Raw genomic sequence first — 20,506 nt, forward strand, 5'->3', positions numbered from 1 at the left:
CTGCATTATTACGCGGGCGGGATGCGTCGGTATGTGTCGCGGCTGGGGCTGAACGCGGCCAAGACGTTGTTCCTGACGGCGGCGAAGATGAGCAGCGCCGATTTGCTGCGCATAGGCTACCTGACGGAGTTGGTGGCGCCGGGCGAGTTGATGACCCGGGCGCACGAACTGGCAGCAATTGTTGCCGCGAACGCGCCGATCGCGGTGCAGGGCATGAAGCGGGCGCTGAACGACATCGCGCGCGGCGAGCCGGATCTGGACCTGATCGCCGCCAACCAGAAGCGCAGCCGCGAATCGTCCGATCTGGTGGAGGGCCGCGCCGCCTGGATGGAAAAACGGGCACCGAGATTTACCGGCGCCTAACCCGAGTATGGAGGACATGCCGTGATCAAGTTCTACTACAGCCTCGCGCCGAACCCGCTGAAGGTTGCCCTGTTCCTAGAAGAGGCCGGGTTGGAGTACGAGGCGATCCCGGTCGACACCCGCAAGGGCGAGCAATTTGCCCCGGCCTTCGCCGCGGTGAACCCGAACAACAAGGTCCCCGCGATCGTCGACGGCGAGGCGGCCGTGTTCGATAGCGGAGCGATCCTGCTGTATTTGGGGGAGAAGACGGGCAAGTTCGTGCCGCCGGCCGGGGATAAGGCGCGCGGCGAGTTGCTGTCCTGGCTGATGTTCGCCGCCACCGGGATCGGGCCATATTCCGGCCAGGCGGTGCATTTCCGCCATTACGCGCCGGAACCGAAGGAATACGGCGTGACGCGTTACCTGTACGAGGTGAAGCGCCACTACGGCGTGCTGGACGCGCGTTTGGCCGACCGGGAATGGATGCTGGGGAGCGCCTACAGCATCGTCGACATGGCGGTGTGGGGCTGGGCCCGGATGCTGCCGTTCATTCTGGGTGAGACGAACAAGGACATGACCGTCTGGTCCGAGTTTCCGCACGTGAAGCGGCTGATGGACGCGATCAATGCGCGCCCGGCAGCCACCCGCGCCGAGGCGATCCGCGACCGGCATAGCTTCAAGGCGGAGTTCGATGCCGAGGCCAAGGCCTTCATGTTCCGCCACATCAAGGAGACCGCGGCGTGAGTGACGCGAAGGGCCTGATCATCGTCACCGGCGGTAGCCGCGGCATCGGCGCCGCGATCTGCCGCAAGCTGGCGACGGATGGGTATCCGGTGGCGGTGAACTACACCACCAACCAGGACCTGGCCGATATCGTGGTGGCCGAGATCGTGGCCAATGGCGGCAAGGCCGTGGCAGTCGGTGGCGATGTGGCCGATGAGGCGGATATTCTGCGGTTGTTCAAGGAGGCGCAGGCCGCCTTGGGCCCTGTGTATGGGCTGGTGAACAATGCCGGCATCCTCGGCGGCAGTTCCCGGGTGCAGGATCTGACGGCGGAGGCATTGGCGCGCACGCTGGCGGTGAACGTCGCTGGCACCGTGCTGTGTGCGCGGGAGGCGGTGCGTGCGATGTCGACCAATAACGGCGGCAAGGGCGGGGCGATCGTGAACATGGCCTCGGTCGCGTCTCGCCTGGGCGGGCCGGGCGAACTGGTGCATTACGCCACCACCAAGGGCGCGATCGATACGTTCACCATGGGGCTGGCGCGGGAGGTTGCGGCGGAGGGTATCCGGGTGAATGCGGTGGCGCCGGGCTTGATCGATACGGAGATGAACTCGCCGGAGCGGCAGGCGCGGATTGCGCCGGGGATCCCGGCCAAGCGCGTGGGGACGGCGCCGGAGGTGGCGGAGGCGGTGTCGTGGCTGGTGTCGCCAGCGGCGTCCTACGTGACGGGCACGATCGTCACCGTATCTGGTGGGCGCTAGTCCGGCAGGCGATAGTCCGGCAGGCGATAGTCTGGAGGGCGGTCGCTAATACCAGCCGTGCTTCTTCCAGAAGCCGACTGCGTTGTCGGCCGTCTGGTACCGCTGGGCGATGTAGCGGATGCCACCCTGGGCCTCCTCCACCGCGTTGCCGAAGGAGGCGGCGCCGTGGGGGTTCAGATGGTAGCTGGCCTTGGTCAACTGGAACAGGCCGCGCGCGGTGTCGACGCCGTTCGTGGCATTCACCTTGCCGGTCGATTCGCGCTCCATGATGAAGTGCAGGCCGGGCTCCCAGGTGGTGGGAACGCCCTCCTTGTCCATGGCGGTTTTCAACGCCTCCGTCACTTCGGGTGAGGCGGCGGCGGTAGGGTTGGAGTGGGACGCGCGATGCGCCGCATGGGCGACATGCTTGTGGAATGCGTTGCTCGGGTGCGCCGCCTGATGTCGATGCGCGGCGGCGTGATGCGTCGCGTGGCCGGTGCCATGCGATGCTTTGGTTGAGGTTGCAGCCGGGGCAGATTTCGAATCTGTCATGCGCCCAGTGTGCCGTGGAGACGGTTAACGAGGGGTTACGAGAAGCCCTGCAGTTTGTCCGCTTCCCCTGCCGGGCCAGCAGGAGTTTATTGCCACCAACAGTGGAACGCAGAGAGGCAGGACCATCATGAAAGACGCAATCTACGGCGGGGTGAACGCGGCGGTGCTGACGGCCATGCGGCCGGATCTGTCGGTCGACCTGGACCGCATGGCCGCCCATAGCAAGTGGCTGCTGGCCAATGGCTGCAACGGCCTCGGGATATTGGGCACCACCGGCGAGGCGAACAGTCTGGGCGTGTCCGAGCGGATCGACGTGATGGAGGGCCTGGTCGCCCGCGGCCTGCCGCCCGCACGCCTGCTGCCCGGCGTCGGCACCCCGGCGCTGACCGATACGGTGCTGCTGGCGAAGAAGGCGGCCGAACTCGGCTGCCCAGGCGTGCTGGCGCTGCCGCCGTTCTTCTACAAGAACCCGAGCGAGGATGGGCTGTTCGCGTATTTCTCCGAGGTGATCCAGCGGCTCGGGACAGGGACGAAGATCTATCTGTATCATTTTCCGGCGCAGTCGGCGGTGCCGTTTACGGTGGATTTCATCGGGCGCCTGTTGAAGGAGTATCCGGGCACGGTGAAGGGGATCAAGGACAGTAGCGGCGACTTCGCCAACACCAAGAGCTACGTCGACCACTTCGCCAAGGATGGGTTCGAGGTGTATTGCGGCGATGATGGCGCGCTGTATGACCTGATGAATGCCGGGGGCGCCGGGTGCATCACCGCGGCCTCCAACGTCGGCAGCGCGTGGAATGGCAAGGTGTATGCGAACTGGGCCAATGAGGTTGGCAAGCAGGCGCAGACGACGCTGGCCGCGATTCGCAAGGCGGTGACGTCGGCGGCGCTGATCCCCGGGCTGAAGTCGCTGGTTGCCCGGCATACCGGCGACGCTGCCTGGCTGAACATGCGTCCGCCGCACATGAAGCTGTCGGCGGAAGCAGAGGCCAAGCTGTTCGCCACGTTCGATGCCTGTGGCGTGACGCTGGCCAAAGCAGCCTGATTCGCACGGGCCGTCCTCTGCGAGGGCGGCCCGCCGGGTTTAGTAGGGCACGCCGGTTGCGCGTTGCGCCTTCAAGGCCTTGGCATACCATTCCAGCTCGTCGAGGAAGCGGGTGGTGCTCTTGGCGAAGCGTTCGTCGGTGACCGTGCCGTCCTCCGCGACCAGCGAGGCGACCCGGGGGAATGGAAGGATGCTGGGGATGGAGGGCATGCCGAGTTCGCCCAGCGTCATGCGAAGTTGCATCGCGCCGCGCACGCCGCCGAACTGGCCGGCGGAATAGCAGGCGATCGCAGAGGGGCGCCAGAAATACTCCTCCAGGAAATGGTCCAGCAGGTTCTTCAGCGCTGGCGGAATGCCATTATTGTATTCGCCCCCCACGATAACGAAGGCATCTGCGGCGCGGTAGATCGTGGCCAACTTCTCCATCACGTCGGGTGCGTCGCCTTTGAATTCCTTATACATCTTGTCGAGCAGGGGGAGTTGATAGATCTCCGGGTCGACGAGGGTCACGGTATGCCCGCGTGCCGCGATTTGATGCTGCAGGTAGCGCGCGGCGCGGATGCCGACGCGTTCGCTGCGGACCGAGCCGTAGAGGATGGCGATCGAGAGCGACATGGCTGCGCCTCCTTATTCGGCGACCGGCTGATCCGTTCGCGTTGCGGCCCACCATAGCGGGGAACGGCCGGCCTTGCGGGCCTTCTGTTCGTAGCGCGTGGGAGGCCAGCCTTCCGGGCGTTCCGTCGCGGGGGCGGGGGCGGTGAACAGGGTTTGGCCGGCGAGAACCTCGGCGGTCCAGGCCTGGTAGGTTGGGTCGTCGGTGCCGATGCGCCATTCACCGCCGGGTCGCATGGCGCGCGCCACCAGGGCAACGTTGTCCGGATGGACGAAGCGGCGCTTGACGTGGCGGGCCTTCGGCCAGGGGTCGGGGAACATCAGGAACAGGCGGCTGAGCGTGCCGGGCGGGATTTGACGAAGTAGCAGGCGAGCGTCGTCGTCCCATACCAGCAGGTTTTCCGGGACGGGCGCGGTGGCTTCGCCACCCTCCGGCACCAGGGCGGAGAGCAGGGAACAGATGCCGTTCTCGTAGACTTCACAGGCGACGAGGCCGGCAGATGGGTTGGCAGCAGCCTGGGCGCGGGCGTGCTCCCCACCGCCGAAACCCACCTCGACCCAAAGCTCGGCCGGGGTGGTGGGGAAGGCGGTGAGGGGATTGCCCGCGTGCTCCGCGGCGAGGCGCATCCGCGGCAGCGTCGCCTCCAGCAGCAATTGCTGCCGGGGGCGAAGCGTGTTGCCGCGGGTACGACCGTATAGCCGCTCGGCAGCAGGCTTTACGGCAGCGATATCAGCGTCCGAATGCGCTCTTCAGGTCCGTCACCAGGTCGGTCTTCTCCCAGGTGAAGGTGCCCAGATCGGCATCGGGCGTGCGGCCGAAATGGCCGTATGCGCTGGTCGGGACGTAGATCGGGCGGTTCAGGTGCAGGTGCTCGCGAATGCCGCGCGGCGTCAGGTTGACCAACTCGCGCAGGGTCTTCTCCAGCTTGCCCTCGTCGACGTCCTTGCCGGTGCCGCCGAGGTCGACATAGACCGATAGCGGGTGGGAGACGCCGATGGCGTAGCTGATCTGGATCGTGCACTTCTCGGCCAGGCCGGCGGCTACGACGTTCTTGGCCAGGTAGCGGCAGACATAGGCGGCGGAACGGTCGACCTTGGTCGGATCCTTGCCGCTGAAGGCACCGCCGCCATGCGGGGCCGCACCGCCGTAGGTGTCGACGATGATCTTGCGCCCGGTGAGGCCGCAGTCACCATCGGGGCCGCCGATGACGAAGGTCCCGGTCGGGTTGACGTAGATCTCGTTGTCGGCGGGCATCCAGCCTTCCGGCAGGGTGCTCTCGATCAGCGGCTTCAGCATCGCCTTGATGGCGGCCTGTTCCAGCCCGGCATCGTGCTGGGTGGAGACGACGACGCTGGTGGCGCCGACCGGCTTGCCGTCGATGTATTTCAGGGTCACCTGGCTCTTGGCGTCGGGCTGCAGGCCGGCGACGGAGACGTCCTTGTTGCGGCGAAGCTCGGACATGCGGCGCAGGATCAGGTGGGAGTAGTAGATCGGCGCAGGCATCAGCGCTTCGGTCTCGGTGCAGGCGTATCCGAACATGATGCCCTGGTCGCCGGCGCCTTCGTCCTTGTTGCCAAGGCTGTCGACGCCCACTGCAATATCGGCGCTCTGCGCGTGCAGGTGGCACTCGATACTGGCGTTCTTCCAGGAGAAGCCGGCCTGGTCGTAGCCGATGTCGTGCACGGCGAGGCGCACGAGATGGCTGAGATATTCGGGCGTGACGGTATCCGGCCCGCGAACTTCACCAGCCAGCACGATGCGGTTGGTCGTCACCAGGGTTTCGCAAGCAACGCGCGAGTAGGGGTCGGCTGCGAGGAACGCATCCAATACCGTGTCGCTCAGCCGGTCCGCGACCTTGTCGGGATGCCCCTCGGACACTGATTCCGAGGTGAACAGATACTCGCCTTTGTCGCGCATGGACTTAGTCTCCGCTTGTCGCGATTAGAACACGGCAGCGCCGGCGCCCGCCGGATGCGGAGCGCGACGTGTGTGGCGGAAAGCATCCGGGGGGTCAAGCCGATCGGAAAAAGCTTGCTAGCGTAGCCTAATAACCATAGCCCCGCGGAGCATAATATGCTGGTGGCGGCGGTGCGTAGTAGCCTGGCTGCGGCGCATATTGCACTGGCGGCGGCGGTGCGTAGTAGCCGGGGGCCTGCGGCGTGGTTGCGGCGCCACCGACGGCGCCCAGCGTGCCGCCAGCCAATGCCCCGATCGCGGCACCGCGGCCACCGCCTGCGATGGCGCCCAGCGCTGCACCGGCGCCCGCACCCAGCAGGCCACCGCCAACGGCGCGCTGGCCAGGATCGTACGGGTCCGTGCAGCCAGCCACGCCCAGCATCAGCAGGGTCGAACCAGCAATCAGGCGCAAGTTGCGCGAACGCATCGGTTTGTCTCCATCATTTGTCAGTGTGAGGATAAGCCAGCTTCTTTGTCGAAATATGGCAAAGCTGCATCATTCCATAGCACGGCCGCGCCCGGTCGCGCTGTGCTTCCGCTATATGCTTGCCAATCCCAACCCGGTTATGTAGCGATTGGCCGATGGTTCCTACAGCGCTTGCGGCAGGCTCCGCCGGAACGGCCGACCTGACGGACGCGATTCGACGGCTGGCACGCACCAGTGTGTTGGTCGTGGGTGATGCCATGCTCGACCGCTACGTCTACGGCGTGGTCAAGCGCATCTCGCCCGAGGCGCCGATTCCCATCCTTACCGTCCAGCGCGATGTCGCGATGCCGGGCGGCGCTGGCAATGTGGTGCGCAACCTCACCGCCCTGGGTGCGGCCGTGGCGTTCGTGTCGGTGGTGGGGGATGACCAGGCGGGCTCCGACCTGACGGGCTTGATCGGTGGCCAGCCCAATGTGGAGCCTTGGCTACTGGTGCAAAGCGGCCGGACGACCACGACCAAGACGCGCTATCTGTCGCATGGGCAGCAATTGCTGCGCGCGGACCACGAGATTGCCGAGGCGATCCACCCCAAGCTGGCGGAGCGGTTGCTGCGCATCACCCAGGACGCGATGACCGCGACCACGGTGACGGTGCTGTCCGACTATAATAAAGGCGTGCTGTCTGGCGATATCGCGGCACGCATTATCGCCGCGGCGCGGGCCGGCAATCGCCGCGTGGTGGTGGATCCGAAGGGCAGCGATTACGGGCGCTACGCCGGGGCGGACGTCATAACCCCCAATCGCCGCGCCCTGGCGGAGGCGACGGGGCTGCCGGTGGAGACACAGGCGCAGTTGGTCCACGCCGCCCAAACCTTGCGCGCCGCCCATGGCTTCGGCGCCGTGCTGGTGACCCGGGCGGAGGATGGCATGACGCTGGTGGGGGAGGGCGAGCCGATCCACTTCCCGGCCGAAGCCGCCGAGGTGTTCGACGTGTCGGGCGCCGGCGATACCGTGGTGGCAACCTTGGCGGCTGGTTTGGCCGCCGGGTTGGACCTGCCGATGGCGGCCCGCCTGTCGAACATCGCGGCCGGGATCGTGGTGGGCAAGATCGGCACTGCGGTGGCCGGTGAGACCGAGATGCTGGCCGCCCTGTCACCGCAGGGAAGCGCGCTGCGCAAGGTGGTGACCCGGGACCAGGCGGCGGAGCAGGTGGAACGCTGGCGCCAGCGCGGGTGGCGAATTGGCTTCACCAATGGCTGCTTCGACCTGCTGCACCCCGGCCATATTCATTTGCTGGAACAGGCCCGCAGCGTCTGCGACCGCCTGGTCGTCGGCCTGAACTCCGACGCCAGCAACCGGCGGCTGAAGGGCGAGGGCCGCCCCGTGCAGTCGGAGGCGGCGCGGGCCGCGGTGATCGGCAGCGTGGCGGCGGTGGATCTGGTGTGCATCTATGACGAGGATACGCCGGAAGCCACGCTTCAGGCGCTGCGGCCGGATGTGCTGGTGAAGGGCGCCGATTACACGATCGGTACCGTGGTAGGCGCCGAGTTCGTTCAGGGTTATGGCGGAAAAGTTATGTTGGCCGACCTGATGCCGGGCTATTCTACGTCGGCCACGGTGCAGCGACTGCGCAGCGTCTAGTCGTTACGCGTTTGATTTGAAACGAAACGGTCGCTCTTGACGTTACCGCAGCGCACACTCTAACGCCGGAGTGTCCCGGGGGAGCGCCTATGCCCGACGTGCCTGACTTTATCCTACGCGACCAGCAGACCTGCGATTTGCGGCGCGTCGGCTCCCATCCCGACCATTGGTATCCGCTTGCTTGGTCGAAGGACTTGGCGGTCGGCAAGACGTACGCCACTCAATTCGCCGGCAATCCAATCGTGTTGGTCCGGCCGAAGGATGGCCCGGTGTTTGCGTTGGAGGATCGCTGCGCCCATCGCCAAGTTCCCCTGTCCAAGGGCGTGGTGTCCGGCTGCGCGGTCCGGTGCGGCTATCACGGTTGGACCTATGATGCGTCTGGCCAGTGCATCGACGTGCCGTATCTGGGCAAGGGCAAGCTGCCGAATGGCGTGCGGTCATACCCGTGCCAGGAGCAGGACGGGCTGGTGCTGATCTGGCCCGGCGATCCTGCTGCCGTCACGCTGCTGCCGCGCCTGGGGTCGGCCAGCGACAGCGCGTTCAAGACACGGCGCTTCGGCAAGGAAGTGCGCTGCCACTACACCTTCATGCACGAGAACCTGATGGACATGAACCATCAGTTCCTGCATCGACGCCAGATGGGGCAGATCGCCCCCCGCTACTTGGGCCGCCGGGTCGGTGAGGATTGGATGGAGGTCGACTACACCTTCGCCCGCACCGGCGGGAAGCAGCCTTTGGGCGAGGCGGCGATCCTGGGCAGCCGTCGCGGCGTTTCCAACACCCATAAGGATCTGATGACGATCCGGACGGAATATCCCTATCAGACGCTGAAGATCTGGACCTCCGGCGACGAGCCAGTGATGGATCTTTGGATCTGTTACACGCCTGTGGATGCGGAGCAGCGGATCAACCGTACGTTCGGCCTGCTGTCCGTGCGGCGGCCGAAAATCCCGGGGCTGCTGGATGCGGCGTGGCCGGTGCTGGTGTGGTTCACCGAGCGCATCTTCCGCGAGGACCGCGAGATCGTGGAGATGGAGCAGCGGGCGCATGACGCCCAGGGTTCGGACTGGAACCAGGAAGTGTTCCCGCCGATCCGCGATCTGCGCGCGTTGTTGGCGGCGAATGGGCTGCCGATTACTCCGACCGTAAGGCCGCTCGCAACGACGCTGTGACGCTGGGGTGTTCCAGCGCTGCCAGCCGGGTGGCAGCGAGGGATGCGAACCGATGGGTGAGCGCCCGGCGGCGTGCCGGGGGCAGCGCGTGCGCTGGGGCCTGGCGCACCATTGCTGCCTCCCGTCCGGCGGCGACGATCAACCCCGCGCTGTCCGGGATCATGTCGGTTGGGAAGCTGTCGTCGACGGCGAAATAGAGGGCGTCACAGAACTCCCGATAATCCGGCCATTTATCGTCGGTCAGGAAGTCCCGGATGCCGGATTTCACCTCGATACAAACGAACCCGCCGTCCGGCCGCAGTGCCAGCAGATCGGCCCGGCGGCCGTTCGGCAACGGCACCTCGTGCAGGGGGGCCCAGGCGAACATCTGGCACAGCCCGGCCGCGGCGCGGCGGATGGCAAGTTGGCGCTCGGGCAGCGATATGTCCATTGGGGGACTGTAGTCCGACCCGAACGAAAAGGGAACCTTTGGAACTGCGGGGTTTCTGCTGCATTGTGGATTGATGGTTCCCACGCGGTTCGCCGTTGCCGCCCACATCCTCTTGATGGTTGCCACCGACAGCGGTGAGGCATCCACAAGCCAGCGGCTTGCGAGCAGCATCAACACCAACCCAGTCGTCATCCGCCGTATCACCGGGCAATTGGCGCGGGCGGGGCTGGTGCGGGTTCGCCGGGGGCCTGGCGGTGCCGAACTCACCCGCGCTGCAGGTGCGATCACGCTGGAAGATGTGTGGCTCGCAGTCAATTCCGGAAGCGCGCGGCCATTGTTGCCTTTGCACGCCAATCCTGATCCGCGCTGCCCGGTTGGCTGCCGCGTACATGCCGTGCTGGGAGAGGCGTTTGGGACCGCCGAGCGGGCGCTGGAGCATGCCTTGGCGCGGACGACTCTGGAGGATCTGCTTCAGGGGGTTGCGGAGCCGGCGGCGTAGACATGCGGCCGCGTTGACGTCCCGTGAAGCGGCTGCAAACGATTTGTTAAAAACCGAGAACGCACATATTAAGCTAGAAAATCGTCGTTTTTCAGTCGGTTGGCAGATGACACGATAACGGGATGGATAAAGAGTCGCCAAATAGATCGCTGGGGTAACAGATGAGCGACGCCACCTCCCGCAAGCAAACTCCTTGGGAAGAGTCGAATGACGACGTCATTCGGCGCCATCGCCGCGCCAGGGCGAGCCAGCCGAACTGGGCGGACACCATCGTCGGGCTGATCATCACCGGTGTCGCGTTGGCTGTTTTATTTAACTTCTAAGACGTAGCTGCCGACCTGCACGAGATCTCGCTTATGGTGTAGGGCAGGGCCATAGCCCGAGTGTTCCCGATGCGGTTCGGCCAGACGAGTGACGTCTCGCCTAGCTAAGTGCGGATCCGCCGGCGATAAACCGGTGACCCGAGGTTCGCGCACATGGACACCTTTCGAACGCTGCTGATGTGGGCCACCATGGTGGCCTTGGTCGCCCTTATTGGCCTGGTGCTTCGTCACGCCTAGTGTTCCGATTCAACGGATGATGCGGGTAGCCGGTCGAGTTTGGCCAGGATGGATGCGGCTGACGCGGTCCAGACGAATGGCTTGGGATCGGTGTTATGCTCGACCAGATAGCGATTGATTGCCGCTTGAAGATCGACGAGCGAGCGAAATGTGCCGCGGCGGATGCGCTTGCGGGTCAGCACGGAGAAGAAGTTCTCCACCGCGTTCAACCAAGAGCCGGATGTAGGGGTAAAGTGGAAGGTCCATCGTGGATGGCGTATTGAGGAAGCGGATGAAATCCTCGTGTCGATGACGCTGCATGCAGCGTCCGATCACGGTCCCGTCCAGCACGTTGAGTGCGGCGAACAGCGTGGTCGTGCCGTGCCGCTTGTAGTCGTGTGTCATAGTGCCGCGGCGGCCCGGCTTGAGCGGAAGCCCTGGCTGGCTGCGGTCGAGGGCCTGAATTTGGCTTTTTTCGTCGATCGATAGCACCACAGCATGCGCAGGTGGATCGACGCAGAGGCCGACCACGTCGACGAGTTTTTCGGCAAAACCGGGGTCGTTCGACCTCTTGAAGCTGCGGACCCGGTGGGGCTGAAGCTGATGAGCTCGCCAGATGCGCTGGACTGTGCTGAGCGAAAGCCCGCTCTGCTTGGCCATCGCCCGTCCGGTCCAATGCGTCGTCTCGCCGGGCGGCTTGCCGCAGGTCAACGCCACCACGCGCGCCACTGTCTCTGCCGCCGTGGCCGCTTTCCCGGGCTTGCGCGTTTTGTCCCGCAGAAGCCCATCAACGCCTGCCTCGGCGAAACGCTGCTGCCAGCGCCAGACCATTGGTCGGCTGACGCCGACTTCTTGGGCAATGTGCTGCACCGGGCCACCATGCACCGAAGCAAGGATCACGCGAACCCGCTCAATATGTTTGCGCTGCTGGTTGCGATCGGCCGCGATCTCCTCCAGCCGCTTTCTGTCCAAGGAACTCACGATTACGCACACTGTCTGGGCCATAAACCCAGGTTCGCACGAACCAAGAAAACTGTGAATCAGCCGAATGGCTCAGAGCACTAGGGGAACACATCGGAGCCGTTGGTAGGCAGCGGCGCGGCCAGCCTGTATGCGTGAGGCGGTAGGTAGGGAGCATTTGATGCGGCTGCTCTGGTCGTCCCGTTCGCCATTTGCGCGCAAAGCCCTGGTCGTCATCCATGAACTGGGCTTGGCTGAGCGCGTCACCCTGGATCGAGTGTTGGTCGCTGCCAACACTACGAATGCCGAGGTGATGCAGGTCAATCCGCTGAGCCAGATCCCCACCCTGATCCTGGATGATGGCTCGGCGCTGTTCGACTCGCCGGTGATCGTCGAATATCTCGACTCGCAGTTTGGCTCGGGCGCGCTGGTCCCGGCCGAACCCTCCCGGCGCTGGCCGGTATTGCGGCTGCAGGCGCTGGGTGACGGCCTCATGGCGCTGAACCTGCAGCGGATGGGCGAGCGGAATCGCGGCGAACTGGCGTCCCAGCCGCATGCGGACGCATTCCTTGCTAAAACCCGTCGGACCTTGGACGCGCTGGAAGCGCAGGTCGCCGATCTGGAGCCGTTTTCGGCGGGCAGCATCGCGGTTGCCGTGGCGCTCGCGCATCTGGATTTCCGCTTCGCCGACGATGCCTGGCGCCAGGGTCGACCCGCGCTCACCGCGTGGCACGCCACCATGGCGATACGCCCGTCGATGACGGCAAGCGAACCGGTGGAGATCTATTAGCCGTAGCGAGGGGAAATGGTGCCCAGGACTAGAATCGAACTAGTGACACTGCGATTTTCAGTCGCATGCTCTACCAACTGAGCTACCTGGGCAACGCTGGCGGAGGGGGGTTTAGCTGGGGTTGCGGGCGCAATCAAGCCGTCATCAATCGGCCTCGTTGCCTTCGTCTTCCTCAGGCTTCGCGGGCACGCGGTATTGGCCGGTGAACCAGCGGCCCAAATCCACGTCGGCGCAGCGAGCGGAGCAGAAAGGACGTAGTTTTGGGTCCGGCTTGGCGCCGCAGATCGGGCAGGCTTCAGGCACGAACAGTCTCCTCGATCGCCCAGCGGCAGGAACGCAACGCCGGGTCCGAGCGAACCAGAAGGGGGCGACCCAGCCGATTCGCAAGGGTGGTTAGCGCAATCGGGTCCGACTCCAGGGCGGATGCCACGTCCGGCGCGGCGCGCAGCCAGGGTGGATTGGTGATGTCTGCCATCGCCAGCACCTGGCGCAGGGCGGCCAGGCCGGTGGCGTGTGGACCGGCGAGGAGTTCGTGCAGCGGCGGGTGGATGCGGGGGCGCTGGATCTCCGCCAGGCCGCCATTGGTGAAGCCGAGCAGGCGGGGATTGAGCGGGTCGGTTGAGAGGGCGGTGCGGATCGGTTCGGCCAGGCTGGCGCGTTTGCGGAGGGACAGGCCGGCGAGGTCCAGCAGGATGGCGCCGGACAGGTTGCGCAGGCGGATCTGGCGCACCAGGGCGGGCAGGGCGGCGCGGTTGGCGGCCTCCTGCTTGGAAGGCTTCAACTCGCGACCGGCGGTGGCAGCGGCCATGTCCATGTCGATGGCGACCAGGGCGGCCGTCGGTTCGATGGTGGCGCGCAGGCCGCCGGGAAGGGCCACGGCTGGGTCGGTCAGGGCGGCGATGGCGTCGTCGATCGTGTCACCCCAACCCGGCCCGATGCTGACCCGGTCGGCCAGCGTGGGGCGCAGCAGGGCGGCGAGGCCGGGGTCGTTTACGACGACCGCACCCGGATGTAGCGCCGCCAGCCGTTCGACGGCGTTGGGGCCGGGCTGGAGGAGGATAGGGGGGCCACTGCCGGGTGGTGTAGTGGCCGCGGCCAGGCGGGGACCCTTGCCGCCCTGGGCGGCTCGAACGACGCGGACGGACAGGATATCGCCTACGCCATGCCCGGCGGCGCCGGCGCTGTCGGGGAGGAAGCCGTCGGCGCCTGCGATGGCGACGAAGGCGCCGGCCATGCCGGGAACGACCGCGGTGATCCGGCCGCGATGCACGTCGCCCACGCCATCCGGCCGGCCAGGGCGCCAGATCGCGTAGTCGAGCAGCACGCCGTCCACCACTGCCGCGACCCGAACCTCGCCGGGGCTGCTGGCAGCGTACAGGGTCACGGCACCAGTCGCCCTTGCCCGCGCAGCAATTGTGCCGTTTCGAACAGTGGGAGGCCGACGACGCCGGAATAGCTGCCGCTGAGGAACCGGATGAAGGACGCCGCGTGGCCCTGGATGGCGTAGCCGCCAGCCTTGCCGACGCCTTCGCCGCCATCGAGGTAGGCGGCGATCTGGCCGGGGCTCAGCCGTGCGAAGCCGACAACGCTGTCGACCATGCGTTCCGTCCGGCGGCCATCCGGGCCTAGCAGGACGACCGCCGTGAGCACGTGGTGCCGACGGCCGGACAACCGGGCAAGGCAGGCCGCAACCTCCGGCGCGTCGGCGGCCTTGGGCAGGATGCGGCGGCCGAGCGCCACGACCGTATCGGCGGCCAGCGTGAACCCCCCTGCCACATGCGCGGCGGCGGCCTTTTCGCGGGCCAGACGCTGCGCGTACAAGCGTGGCGCCTCCTCGCGAAGGGGCGTCTCGTCGATGTCGGCGGGGCGGACATGGTCTGGAACGATCCCGATCTGCGCCAGCAAGGTCAGCCGGCGCGGGCTCGCGGATGCGAGGGTCAGCGGGGCGCGGATAGCCCCGGCAAGCTCACTTGAAACGGAAGGTGATCCGACCCTTGGAGAGATCGTAGGGCGTCATTTCGACGTTCACCCGATCCCCGGCGAGCACACGGATACGGTTCTTGCGCATTTTCCCGGAGGTATGCGCGAGAATGCTGTGCTCGTTGTCCAACTTGACGCGAAACATCGCGTTTGGCAGCAGCTCCAATACGGTGCCGCTGAATTCGATCATATCCTCTTTAGACATGCATGGTCCTGGTCGCATCTACTATTGACGGGCCGGAACATGATGTTGCAGGCGCGCCGGGTCAAGCGTGCGGTGGCTGTCCCAGACGCATGGCGACACTGCGGGCGTGTGCCTGAAGGCCTTCTGCCTCGGCCAAAGCCACGGCAGCGGGGCCGATTTGGGCCAATGAATCGCTATTCGCTTCGATCCAGGTGGTGCGTTTGACGAAGTCGTAGACCGAGAGGCCGGAGGCAAAACGAGCGGTGCGGCCCGTGGGCAGCACGTGGTTCGGACCGGCCACGTAGTCGCCGAGTGCCTCTGGCGAGTCTGACCCGAGGAAGGCGGCGCCGCAATGGCGAATGCGGGCGAACAGGGCGGCTGGGTCGGCAACCATGATTTGCAGATGCTCGGACGCCAGCCGGTCGCTCAGGGCGGCGCCCTCCGTCCAGTCTTGCACCAGGATGATGCAGCCGTGCTCACGCCAGGATTGGGCGGCCTCGGGGCGGGTGAGGGTGTGCAGTTCCGTCTCGACCGCGCGGGCGACGGCGTCGGCGAGGGTTGGGTCGTCGGTCAGCAGGATGGCCTGGGCACTTTCGTCGTGCTCGGCCTGGGCGAGTAGGTCGATGGCGACGCGGCGTGGGTCGGCGGTGCGGTCCGCCAGGATCACGACCTCGGACGGACCGGCGATGCCGTCGATGCCGACGCGGCCGAAGACCTGGCGCTTCGCCTCCGCGACGTAGGCGTTGCCGGGGCCGACGATGCGGTCGACCGGGGCGATGGTGGCGGTACCGTAGGCCATGGCGGCCACGGCCTGCGCGCCGCCAACGCGGTAGATTTCGGAGACGCCGGCACGGCGCGCCGCCGCCAGCACCAGCGGGTTCAGCGCGCCGCCCGGCGTCGGTACGCACATCGCGATGCGCTTCACCCCGGCGACCCGGGCGGGGATGGCGTTCATCAGGACGGAGGACGGGTAGGCGGCTTTGCCGCCGGGCACGTACAGGCCGACGGCGTCCAGCGCGTTCCAGCGCATGCCCATTCGTAGGCCCGTTGCGTCCGTCGTCTCGATATCCTGGGGGATTTGCAGGCTGTGGAATGCCTCGATCCTGGTGGCGGCGACGTCTAGGGCTGCGCGAAGCTCCGGATCGATGGCGTTGGTGGCATCGTCGATTTCATCGCTGCCAATGCGGATCTGGTCGACGCCGAGCGGATGGTGGTCGAACTGGGTGGTCAGCTCGCACAGGGCGGCGTCGCCCCGGTCGCGAATGGCGGCGATGATCTCGGCGACGGGCGCATCCACGCGGGATGTCGTGTCGCGGGCCTGTTGCAGCAAGGCCTCGAAGGCGGTGTCGAAGCCGGCGGCTCGGCTGTCCAGCCGCTTCACGGCGCGAGTGCCGCGCGGAAACGCTCGATCCAGGCGCCGACGGCTTCGGGCTGGGTCTTCAGGGCGGTGCGGTTGACCACCAGGCGGCTGGACACATGGGCGATGACCTCGCTCTCCCGCAGGCCGTTGGCGGCGAGGGTGGAGCCGGTTTGCACCAGGTCCACGATGAGGCGGGAGAGGCCGAGGCCGGGCGCCAATTCCATGGCGCCGTTCAGATGCACCACGTCGGCGTGGATGCCGCGGGCGGCGAAGTGACGGCGGGCGATGTTAGGGTATTTCGTGGCGACGCGGACGCGGGACCAGGAGCGGGTTTCGGCCGTATCGATCCAGTCGCCGGGGCCGGCGACGCTGACCCGGCAGTGGCCGATGTCCAGGTCCAAGGGAGCGTAGAGTTCGGGGTAGTCGAACTCCATGAGGACGTCGGAGCCGCAGATGCCGATCTGGGCGCCGCCGAACGCGACGAAGGTCGCCACGTCGAACGGGCGCACGCGCACGACGTCGAGCGTCGGGTCATCGGTTGGAAAGCGCAGGCGGCGTGAGTCCTCATCCAGGTAATCCGCGGCGGGGTGGACGCCAGCGCGGGAGAGGAGGGCGCTGCATTCCTTCAGAATGCGGCCTTTTGGCAGGGCGAGAACGAGCGGGCTGGTTTGCTCTGGGACCAGCGCGGCCGCCGGGAAGAACGCAGTCATCGTTGCCTCTGGGCCAGGGTGCGGCTGCGTAGCACCGGCGTTGCCGGGTGGCTAGGCGGCGGCGGGAGGGGCAGGGTTGCCCAGACCGCCGCCGCCACTTTAGCTAGCGGACGTTGCCGTAGGACGGTGCGCCGAGGCCGGGGCAGGAACACGGCGCGCCCGCCGGCAGTTGCTGCGGCAGTTCGCAGGTATAAACGCCGGCGTAGCACCGGAACCCGTATGCGACCTGCTGCGCCTGCGGCGGCAAGGGCTGGGCGTACCCGGTGCCCTGGCTGTAGCCCGGCGTTGCGTAGGCTGGGTTCACCCCGGGTTGGTAGGCCACCGGGCCAGGCGCCGGGGCGCCGACGCAGCCGGCCACGCCGAGCAGGGCGACGAACGCGGTAGGGCGAGCAAGGCGGCGGGCGAGCTGAAGCATGGCGGTCTCCTTCGATGATGCCTCAATGCACGAGCGCGCGTTAAGTTCGCTGGCGCCGGGTCGCCGCTAGGGATTTGCCGCGCAGAACACCATTTCGAGGTCCGGGTTCATGTAGGACACCGCGGTCGACACGTTGCTGACCACGTGCAGCAGCATATTGCAGCGAGACATAAGCCAGGCGTCGCGCACGACCTCCTTCGCCATGTCGATCGACCAGGCCGACCGGTCGGCGGCGACGAGGTGTTGGAGCTGGTGGCCGTCCTGGTTCTTCTCCACGGCGGACAGGCTGTCGAACGCGGCGTCTTCGGCCGGGCGGGTGCGGCGCACGTCGGTGAGGTAGGTGACGCGGTCGCCGAACTCGGCGCGGAAGCGATCGACCACGCGGTCCTGATCGGTGGCCAGGAATACGGTCCAGCCGGTGTCGCCGAGATCGCGTTTGGCCAGTTCGGCGCGGATGCGGGTGATGTAGGCGTCTTCGTGCGCGATGACGGCGCCGGGCTGTTCCACCGTGTGGCTGGGGTGGCGGACATGGGCGCCGATGACGAAGCGGCCGGTGAAATGCTGCGTGCTGAAGGCGTCGATTTCGGCCTGCAGGCCGGGCCGGAGGTGAATGTGGCGGGCGAACACCGCGTGGTATTGGCGCCGCCAGGATGCGAAGGCGCGGCTGTTGTAGAGCGTGTAGGCGTGCACATAGGTCATCTGCGGTTCGCAGCGTTCGTTGTGGATGTGCTCGGACCGGGTCGACCGGCGATACATCGTGTCCGGGTCGTTCAACTCCGCGTCGGTGAAGCCGAACGGTGGCTGGAACAAATGGCACCAGAGGTTCCCGTCCTCCGGCTGGCCGTAGCAGAAGCTGGTCATGGTGTCGGTGTCGTATTCGGCCATCATGCGGCCGACATCCCAGTCCGGCAGCACGGCGTGGCAGCGTGGTTCGCGCTGTTGCCAGGCCACGTGGCTGATGAAGGCGTTGAAGACGGAGAAGAAGCCGCCATCATGCGCCAATTGCACCAGACGGTTGATGTGGCCCAGCCGCGCCGCACGGTCGCCGAGGTGGTTGCGGATGACGGCCCGCGCGGCGGGGGGGATCACCACGGCCTTTGGCACCTGGGCGGGCCGGCGGAATTCGGGCAGCGCTTCGTCCAGCAGGGAGGCGAAGGCGGTGGCCAACCCGTCGAAGCTCCAATCCGCCGCGGCGGCACGGCGGGCGCGCAGAGTTGCGGCGAAGGCCGGGGATAGGACGAACTCGTGCGCCTCGTGCAGCGCCTGCGTCACTGCGACGGCGGACACGGCGTGTTGGCGGCCGAACACCGTGCCGTCGATCTCTGGATAGCGGGCTGGGACCTCGATGCTGGTGGGGACCATGAACACGCCGGGGAGATCGGCCAGGTCGCGATGGCCGCCCACATCGGACAGCACCAGGGCGCAGCCGCTGGCCAGTGCCTCCCGCGGGCCGATGGAGTAGGCCTCGCCGCGGGAACAATTGACCATGACGTCGAAGGACTGGATCAGCAGGTCCTTGTCGGGGCCGGAAAGTTGGGCATGGGTGACGGTGACGTTGGTGCCGCCAATCTCCCGGATCAGCGCCATGACCCGGTCGTAGGTGTCGCCGAACGCCAGATTGGAGTGCAGCACCAGGTCGATGTCCGGTCGCCCGGCGAAGGCGCGCAGGAACCCTTCTGTGAGCGTGTCGACGCCCTTGCGGGGGTGGAATGCGGCCACGGAGCCGAAGCGCACCCGGCCTGGGGTGCGCCGGGGCAGCGGGGCCGCCATTTGGGCCGCCAGGTCGAGCGCAATCGGCAGGCAGGCGGTGGGCGTGGTGACGCCGGAGGACGCGGCGATGTGCATCAAATGGGGGCTGGTGGTGAGAACCAGGTCGAACCGGTGGTTCAGGATCTGCACCCACATGGCAGGCAACTCGTCCGAATCGAACACGATCCAGGCGATGCGCAACGCGCCCTCCGGCACGAGGAGGAAGTTGGTGTCGTGGGCGCCGTTCCACAGCACGTCGCAGAACAGGAACAGCTTGATGGCCGAGCGATCCTGGCACACCGGGATGCGCCGGCCATTGGGCAGGTAGATCGCTTGCTCGGCCCGGCGGTGCGATTCGGTGGGAAGGATGCAGGTGGGATAGGCGCGCGACAGCATCTCGCACGCGGCGTAGGTCATGGCGCCGATGCCGGTGGCGAAGTCGCAGCGCCCGACGACGCAGATCTCCGCGCCTTCGTTGCCGAAGGTGACTTCGCCCGCGGGGCGCCGGGTCACCGGCCGCGACCCAGCCGGACCAGAACCCGCATCGGGGCGGTGATGCGCCAGGATGTGCTGGCGTAGACGGCCTGCAATTGCTGGAACGAGCCATGGTTTTCGTCCTTGGTCCGCAACTCGTCCATCAGCTTCTGCCGGTCGCTGGCCAGGATGCCAACCAGGCGATTGCTCTCCCACATTTCCTGCGTCGCGTGGTCCCGCTCGGCAGACAGGGCGGCCAGTTCGTCGGCGGTGGCTTGCTTGTTGGTTCGCAATTCGGTCTGGGCGGCGGTGAGGCGCCGTTCGGTTTCGGCAATGCGCAGTTCGGCCGTGGACAGACGCTGGGAAAGGGTTTTCGTCTCTGCCAGCAAGGCTGTCGCCCGCTCGGCCTGCGACGTGGCGAGGGCGGTTGCGGCCACCTCGCGCTGGCGAACATAGCCATCGAACACGTTGGGCGGGGTGGCGAATGCGGGTGCCAGGTCCTCGTGCTCCTCGGCCAAATAGAATCGGTTCAGTCCGTCGGCGTAGACCATGCGGTAGCGTTGTTGCAGCAGCAGCCACTCCCACTGGTCGTAGGTCGGGATGGGGGAGTTGGCGACCGTGGCCTCGACGACGACGATCCAGGGGCGCCATTGCGCCAGGTCGGCGCCGGTGATGACGTCGCGCTCGGCACCCTCGACATCGATCTTCAGGAAGTGGATGGCGCTGCGCACGTAGTCGCGGCAGAGGTCGGATAGGCGGCGGACGCGGGTGCGCACCGGGTCGATACGCCGGCCCTCGGCCTCGAAGGTTTCGCGCATGTCGCCGCGCAGGGTCGACAGCCCGTTGCCGCCATCGACGAGCAGGAAGTCCTGCTCGCCATCCTCGGCCCCGGCGGCCAGGTTGAGGTTGATGTCGCGGGGGCGGGCTGCGTCCAGGCGGGCGAAGGCGCCGGGCGCGGGCTCGATATTGAGGCCGGACCAGCCGCGTTCGTAGAAGGCGAGGGTGACGGAGTCGGCGTCCGGCTCGCACGCGCCGACATCGATGTAGAAGCCGCGGTCGATGTGCTTCAGCGCGCGCCAGAGCATCAGGTCCTCGAAATTCTGGGCGTGCGAGACGAAGGGCATCAGCTGCGGCCGTAATCGTCCTCGAAGCGGACGATGTCGTCCTCGCCAAGGTAGGCGCCGGACTGGACCTCGATGAGGGCGA

The 20,506-nt window shown here is 66.6% G+C and carries 25 protein-coding genes, 1 tRNA gene and 1 pseudogene; 9 read left to right on the forward strand and 18 right to left on the reverse strand.

Annotated features, from left to right (window positions below):
- The 3 genes from GSQ76_RS31890 to GSQ76_RS16345 all read left to right on the forward strand — a co-directional run.
- A partial coding sequence (locus tag GSQ76_RS31890; RefSeq protein WP_254070447.1) for an enoyl-CoA hydratase-related protein occupies nt 1-363 on the forward strand: 363 nt, incomplete at its 5' end.
- 21 nt (nt 364-384) lie between these two features.
- A complete protein-coding gene (locus GSQ76_RS16340) occupies nt 385-1,086 on the forward strand; it encodes a glutathione S-transferase family protein (RefSeq protein WP_158745138.1) in 702 nt (233 codons plus the stop codon).
- Complete coding sequence (locus GSQ76_RS16345) at nt 1,083-1,826, forward strand: SDR family oxidoreductase (protein ID WP_158745140.1); 744 nt, start codon at nt 1,083-1,085, stop codon at nt 1,824-1,826. Before GSQ76_RS16340 ends, GSQ76_RS16345 begins: the two co-directional genes overlap by 4 nt.
- A gap of 45 nt (nt 1,827-1,871) precedes the next feature.
- Here GSQ76_RS16345 and GSQ76_RS31160 read toward each other — a convergent pair whose 3' ends face one another.
- A complete protein-coding gene (locus GSQ76_RS31160) occupies nt 1,872-2,357 on the reverse strand; it encodes a hypothetical protein (RefSeq protein WP_216851094.1) in 486 nt (161 codons plus the stop codon).
- Between the two features lie 127 nt (nt 2,358-2,484).
- Here GSQ76_RS31160 and GSQ76_RS16355 point away from each other — a divergent pair, with 127 nt between their 5' ends.
- Nucleotides 2,485-3,402, forward strand: a complete 918-nt coding sequence (locus GSQ76_RS16355) for a dihydrodipicolinate synthase family protein (protein ID WP_158745142.1) — start codon at nt 2,485-2,487, stop codon at nt 3,400-3,402.
- Between the two features lie 39 nt (nt 3,403-3,441).
- Here GSQ76_RS16355 and GSQ76_RS16360 read toward each other — a convergent pair whose 3' ends face one another.
- The 4 genes from GSQ76_RS16360 to GSQ76_RS16375 form a co-directional block, all read right to left on the reverse strand.
- Nucleotides 3,442-4,017, reverse strand: coding sequence for an NADPH-dependent FMN reductase (locus tag GSQ76_RS16360; protein WP_158745143.1), 576 nt, complete (start codon nt 4,015-4,017; stop codon nt 3,442-3,444).
- A 12-nt stretch (nt 4,018-4,029) separates the two neighbouring features.
- Nucleotides 4,030-4,641, reverse strand: a complete 612-nt coding sequence (locus tag GSQ76_RS16365; protein WP_335904907.1) for a tRNA (guanine(46)-N(7))-methyltransferase TrmB — start codon at nt 4,639-4,641, stop codon at nt 4,030-4,032.
- 103 nt (nt 4,642-4,744) lie between these two features.
- Nucleotides 4,745-5,932: a methionine adenosyltransferase gene (metK, locus tag GSQ76_RS16370; protein WP_158745145.1), complete on the reverse strand. Its 1,188-nt coding sequence runs from the start codon at nt 5,930-5,932 to the stop codon at nt 4,745-4,747.
- Nucleotides 5,933-6,059: 127 nt separating this feature from the next.
- Nucleotides 6,060-6,398, reverse strand: a complete 339-nt coding sequence (locus tag GSQ76_RS16375) for a hypothetical protein (protein ID WP_254070448.1) — start codon at nt 6,396-6,398, stop codon at nt 6,060-6,062.
- Nucleotides 6,399-6,553: 155 nt separating this feature from the next.
- On the opposite strand from GSQ76_RS16375, the gene rfaE1 reads away from it, so the two are divergent.
- Both rfaE1 and GSQ76_RS16385 read left to right on the forward strand, forming a co-directional pair.
- Nucleotides 6,554-8,038, forward strand: a complete 1,485-nt coding sequence (gene rfaE1 / locus GSQ76_RS16380; RefSeq protein ID WP_158745147.1) for a D-glycero-beta-D-manno-heptose-7-phosphate kinase — start codon at nt 6,554-6,556, stop codon at nt 8,036-8,038.
- An 89-nt stretch (nt 8,039-8,127) separates the two neighbouring features.
- A complete protein-coding gene (locus GSQ76_RS16385; protein ID WP_158745149.1) occupies nt 8,128-9,210 on the forward strand; it encodes an aromatic ring-hydroxylating dioxygenase subunit alpha in 1,083 nt (360 codons plus the stop codon).
- Here GSQ76_RS16385 and GSQ76_RS16390 read toward each other — a convergent pair.
- On the reverse strand, nt 9,173-9,640 hold the full coding sequence (locus tag GSQ76_RS16390) for an MmcB family DNA repair protein (protein WP_158745151.1): 468 nt from the start codon (nt 9,638-9,640) through the stop codon (nt 9,173-9,175). The genes GSQ76_RS16385 and GSQ76_RS16390 overlap by 38 nt on opposite strands.
- A gap of 73 nt (nt 9,641-9,713) precedes the next feature.
- On the opposite strand from GSQ76_RS16390, the gene GSQ76_RS16395 reads away from it, so the two are divergent.
- Nucleotides 9,714-10,139, forward strand: coding sequence for an Rrf2 family transcriptional regulator (locus GSQ76_RS16395; RefSeq protein ID WP_254070449.1), 426 nt, complete (start codon nt 9,714-9,716; stop codon nt 10,137-10,139).
- 161 nt (nt 10,140-10,300) lie between these two features.
- Nucleotides 10,301-10,462: a hypothetical protein gene (locus tag GSQ76_RS16400; protein ID WP_158745154.1), complete on the forward strand. Its 162-nt coding sequence runs from the start codon at nt 10,301-10,303 to the stop codon at nt 10,460-10,462.
- A gap of 233 nt (nt 10,463-10,695) precedes the next feature.
- Here GSQ76_RS16400 and GSQ76_RS16405 read toward each other — a convergent pair.
- Nucleotides 10,696-11,683, reverse strand: a pseudogene (locus tag GSQ76_RS16405) (IS630 family transposase).
- A 136-nt stretch (nt 11,684-11,819) separates the two neighbouring features.
- On the opposite strand from GSQ76_RS16405, the gene GSQ76_RS16410 reads away from it, so the two are divergent.
- Entirely contained in the window at nt 11,820-12,428 is a 609-nt protein-coding gene (locus GSQ76_RS16410; protein WP_158745156.1) for a glutathione S-transferase family protein, read from the forward strand.
- Between the two features lie 16 nt (nt 12,429-12,444).
- Here GSQ76_RS16410 and GSQ76_RS16415 read toward each other — a convergent pair.
- From GSQ76_RS16415 to GSQ76_RS16465, 11 genes are all read right to left on the reverse strand, one after another.
- Nucleotides 12,445-12,520: transfer RNA gene (locus GSQ76_RS16415), tRNA-Phe, on the reverse strand.
- Between the two features lie 52 nt (nt 12,521-12,572).
- A complete protein-coding gene (locus tag GSQ76_RS16420; protein WP_158745177.1) occupies nt 12,573-12,737 on the reverse strand; it encodes a DNA gyrase inhibitor YacG in 165 nt (54 codons plus the stop codon).
- Complete coding sequence (locus GSQ76_RS16425; RefSeq protein WP_158745158.1) at nt 12,724-13,812, reverse strand: ribonuclease E/G; 1,089 nt, start codon at nt 13,810-13,812, stop codon at nt 12,724-12,726. Before GSQ76_RS16425 ends, GSQ76_RS16420 begins: the two co-directional genes overlap by 14 nt.
- Nucleotides 13,809-14,381 (reverse strand): nucleoside triphosphate pyrophosphatase, encoded by a 573-nt coding sequence (locus GSQ76_RS16430; RefSeq protein ID WP_158745179.1) that lies wholly within the window; start codon nt 14,379-14,381, stop codon nt 13,809-13,811. Before GSQ76_RS16430 ends, GSQ76_RS16425 begins: the two co-directional genes overlap by 4 nt.
- 13 nt (nt 14,382-14,394) lie before the next feature.
- Nucleotides 14,395-14,613 (reverse strand): translation initiation factor IF-1, encoded by a 219-nt coding sequence (gene infA, locus GSQ76_RS16435; RefSeq protein ID WP_158745160.1) that lies wholly within the window; start codon nt 14,611-14,613, stop codon nt 14,395-14,397.
- Nucleotides 14,614-14,674: 61 nt separating this feature from the next.
- A complete protein-coding gene (hisD, locus tag GSQ76_RS16440) occupies nt 14,675-15,973 on the reverse strand; it encodes a histidinol dehydrogenase (RefSeq protein WP_158745162.1) in 1,299 nt (432 codons plus the stop codon).
- Nucleotides 15,970-16,662 carry an ATP phosphoribosyltransferase gene (gene hisG / locus GSQ76_RS16445; protein WP_158745164.1) on the reverse strand — a complete coding sequence of 231 codons (693 nt, stop codon included), beginning with the start codon at nt 16,660-16,662 and terminating at the stop codon, nt 15,970-15,972. Before hisG ends, hisD begins: the two co-directional genes overlap by 4 nt.
- A gap of 103 nt (nt 16,663-16,765) precedes the next feature.
- Complete coding sequence (locus GSQ76_RS16450) at nt 16,766-17,077, reverse strand: hypothetical protein (RefSeq protein ID WP_158745166.1); 312 nt, start codon at nt 17,075-17,077, stop codon at nt 16,766-16,768.
- A 66-nt stretch (nt 17,078-17,143) separates the two neighbouring features.
- Nucleotides 17,144-19,339, reverse strand: a complete 2,196-nt coding sequence (locus tag GSQ76_RS16455) for a glycosyltransferase (RefSeq protein WP_216851096.1) — start codon at nt 19,337-19,339, stop codon at nt 17,144-17,146.
- A complete protein-coding gene (locus tag GSQ76_RS16460) occupies nt 19,336-20,424 on the reverse strand; it encodes an FkbM family methyltransferase (RefSeq protein WP_158745168.1) in 1,089 nt (362 codons plus the stop codon). The genes GSQ76_RS16455 and GSQ76_RS16460 overlap by 4 nt, the downstream gene beginning before the upstream one ends.
- Nucleotides 20,424-20,506: hypothetical protein (locus tag GSQ76_RS16465; RefSeq protein WP_158745182.1), on the reverse strand; the 83-nt coding region annotated here is incomplete at its 5' end. The genes GSQ76_RS16460 and GSQ76_RS16465, both read right to left, overlap by 1 nt.

This window comes from Acidisphaera sp. L21, assembly GCF_009765685.1.
Taxonomy (GTDB): domain Bacteria; phylum Pseudomonadota; class Alphaproteobacteria; order Acetobacterales; family Acetobacteraceae; genus LMUY01.

Coding starts and splice junctions, on each gene's coding strand:
- GSQ76_RS31160 (WP_216851094.1), bottom strand. CDS start 2,357: ATGACAGATTCGAAATCTGCCCCGGCTGCAACCTCAACCAAAGCATCG.
- GSQ76_RS16355 (WP_158745142.1), top strand. CDS start 2,485: ATGAAAGACGCAATCTACGGCGGGGTGAACGCGGCGGTGCTGACGGCC.
- GSQ76_RS16360 (WP_158745143.1), bottom strand. CDS start 4,017: ATGTCGCTCTCGATCGCCATCCTCTACGGCTCGGTCCGCAGCGAACGC.
- GSQ76_RS16365 (WP_335904907.1), bottom strand. CDS start 4,641: ATGCGCCTCGCCGCGGAGCACGCGGGCAATCCCCTCACCGCCTTCCCC.
- metK (WP_158745145.1), bottom strand. CDS start 5,932: ATGCGCGACAAAGGCGAGTATCTGTTCACCTCGGAATCAGTGTCCGAG.
- GSQ76_RS16375 (WP_254070448.1), bottom strand. CDS start 6,398: ATGCGTTCGCGCAACTTGCGCCTGATTGCTGGTTCGACCCTGCTGATG.
- rfaE1 (WP_158745147.1), top strand. CDS start 6,554: ATGGTTCCTACAGCGCTTGCGGCAGGCTCCGCCGGAACGGCCGACCTG.
- GSQ76_RS16385 (WP_158745149.1), top strand. CDS start 8,128: ATGCCCGACGTGCCTGACTTTATCCTACGCGACCAGCAGACCTGCGAT.
- GSQ76_RS16390 (WP_158745151.1), bottom strand. CDS start 9,640: ATGGACATATCGCTGCCCGAGCGCCAACTTGCCATCCGCCGCGCCGCG.
- GSQ76_RS16395 (WP_254070449.1), top strand. CDS start 9,714: ATGGTTCCCACGCGGTTCGCCGTTGCCGCCCACATCCTCTTGATGGTT.
- GSQ76_RS16400 (WP_158745154.1), top strand. CDS start 10,301: ATGAGCGACGCCACCTCCCGCAAGCAAACTCCTTGGGAAGAGTCGAAT.
- GSQ76_RS16410 (WP_158745156.1), top strand. CDS start 11,820: ATGCGGCTGCTCTGGTCGTCCCGTTCGCCATTTGCGCGCAAAGCCCTG.
- infA (WP_158745160.1), bottom strand. CDS start 14,613: ATGTCTAAAGAGGATATGATCGAATTCAGCGGCACCGTATTGGAGCTG.
- hisG (WP_158745164.1), bottom strand. CDS start 16,662: ATGACTGCGTTCTTCCCGGCGGCCGCGCTGGTCCCAGAGCAAACCAGC.
- GSQ76_RS16450 (WP_158745166.1), bottom strand. CDS start 17,077: ATGCTTCAGCTCGCCCGCCGCCTTGCTCGCCCTACCGCGTTCGTCGCC.
- GSQ76_RS16460 (WP_158745168.1), bottom strand. CDS start 20,424: ATGCCCTTCGTCTCGCACGCCCAGAATTTCGAGGACCTGATGCTCTGG.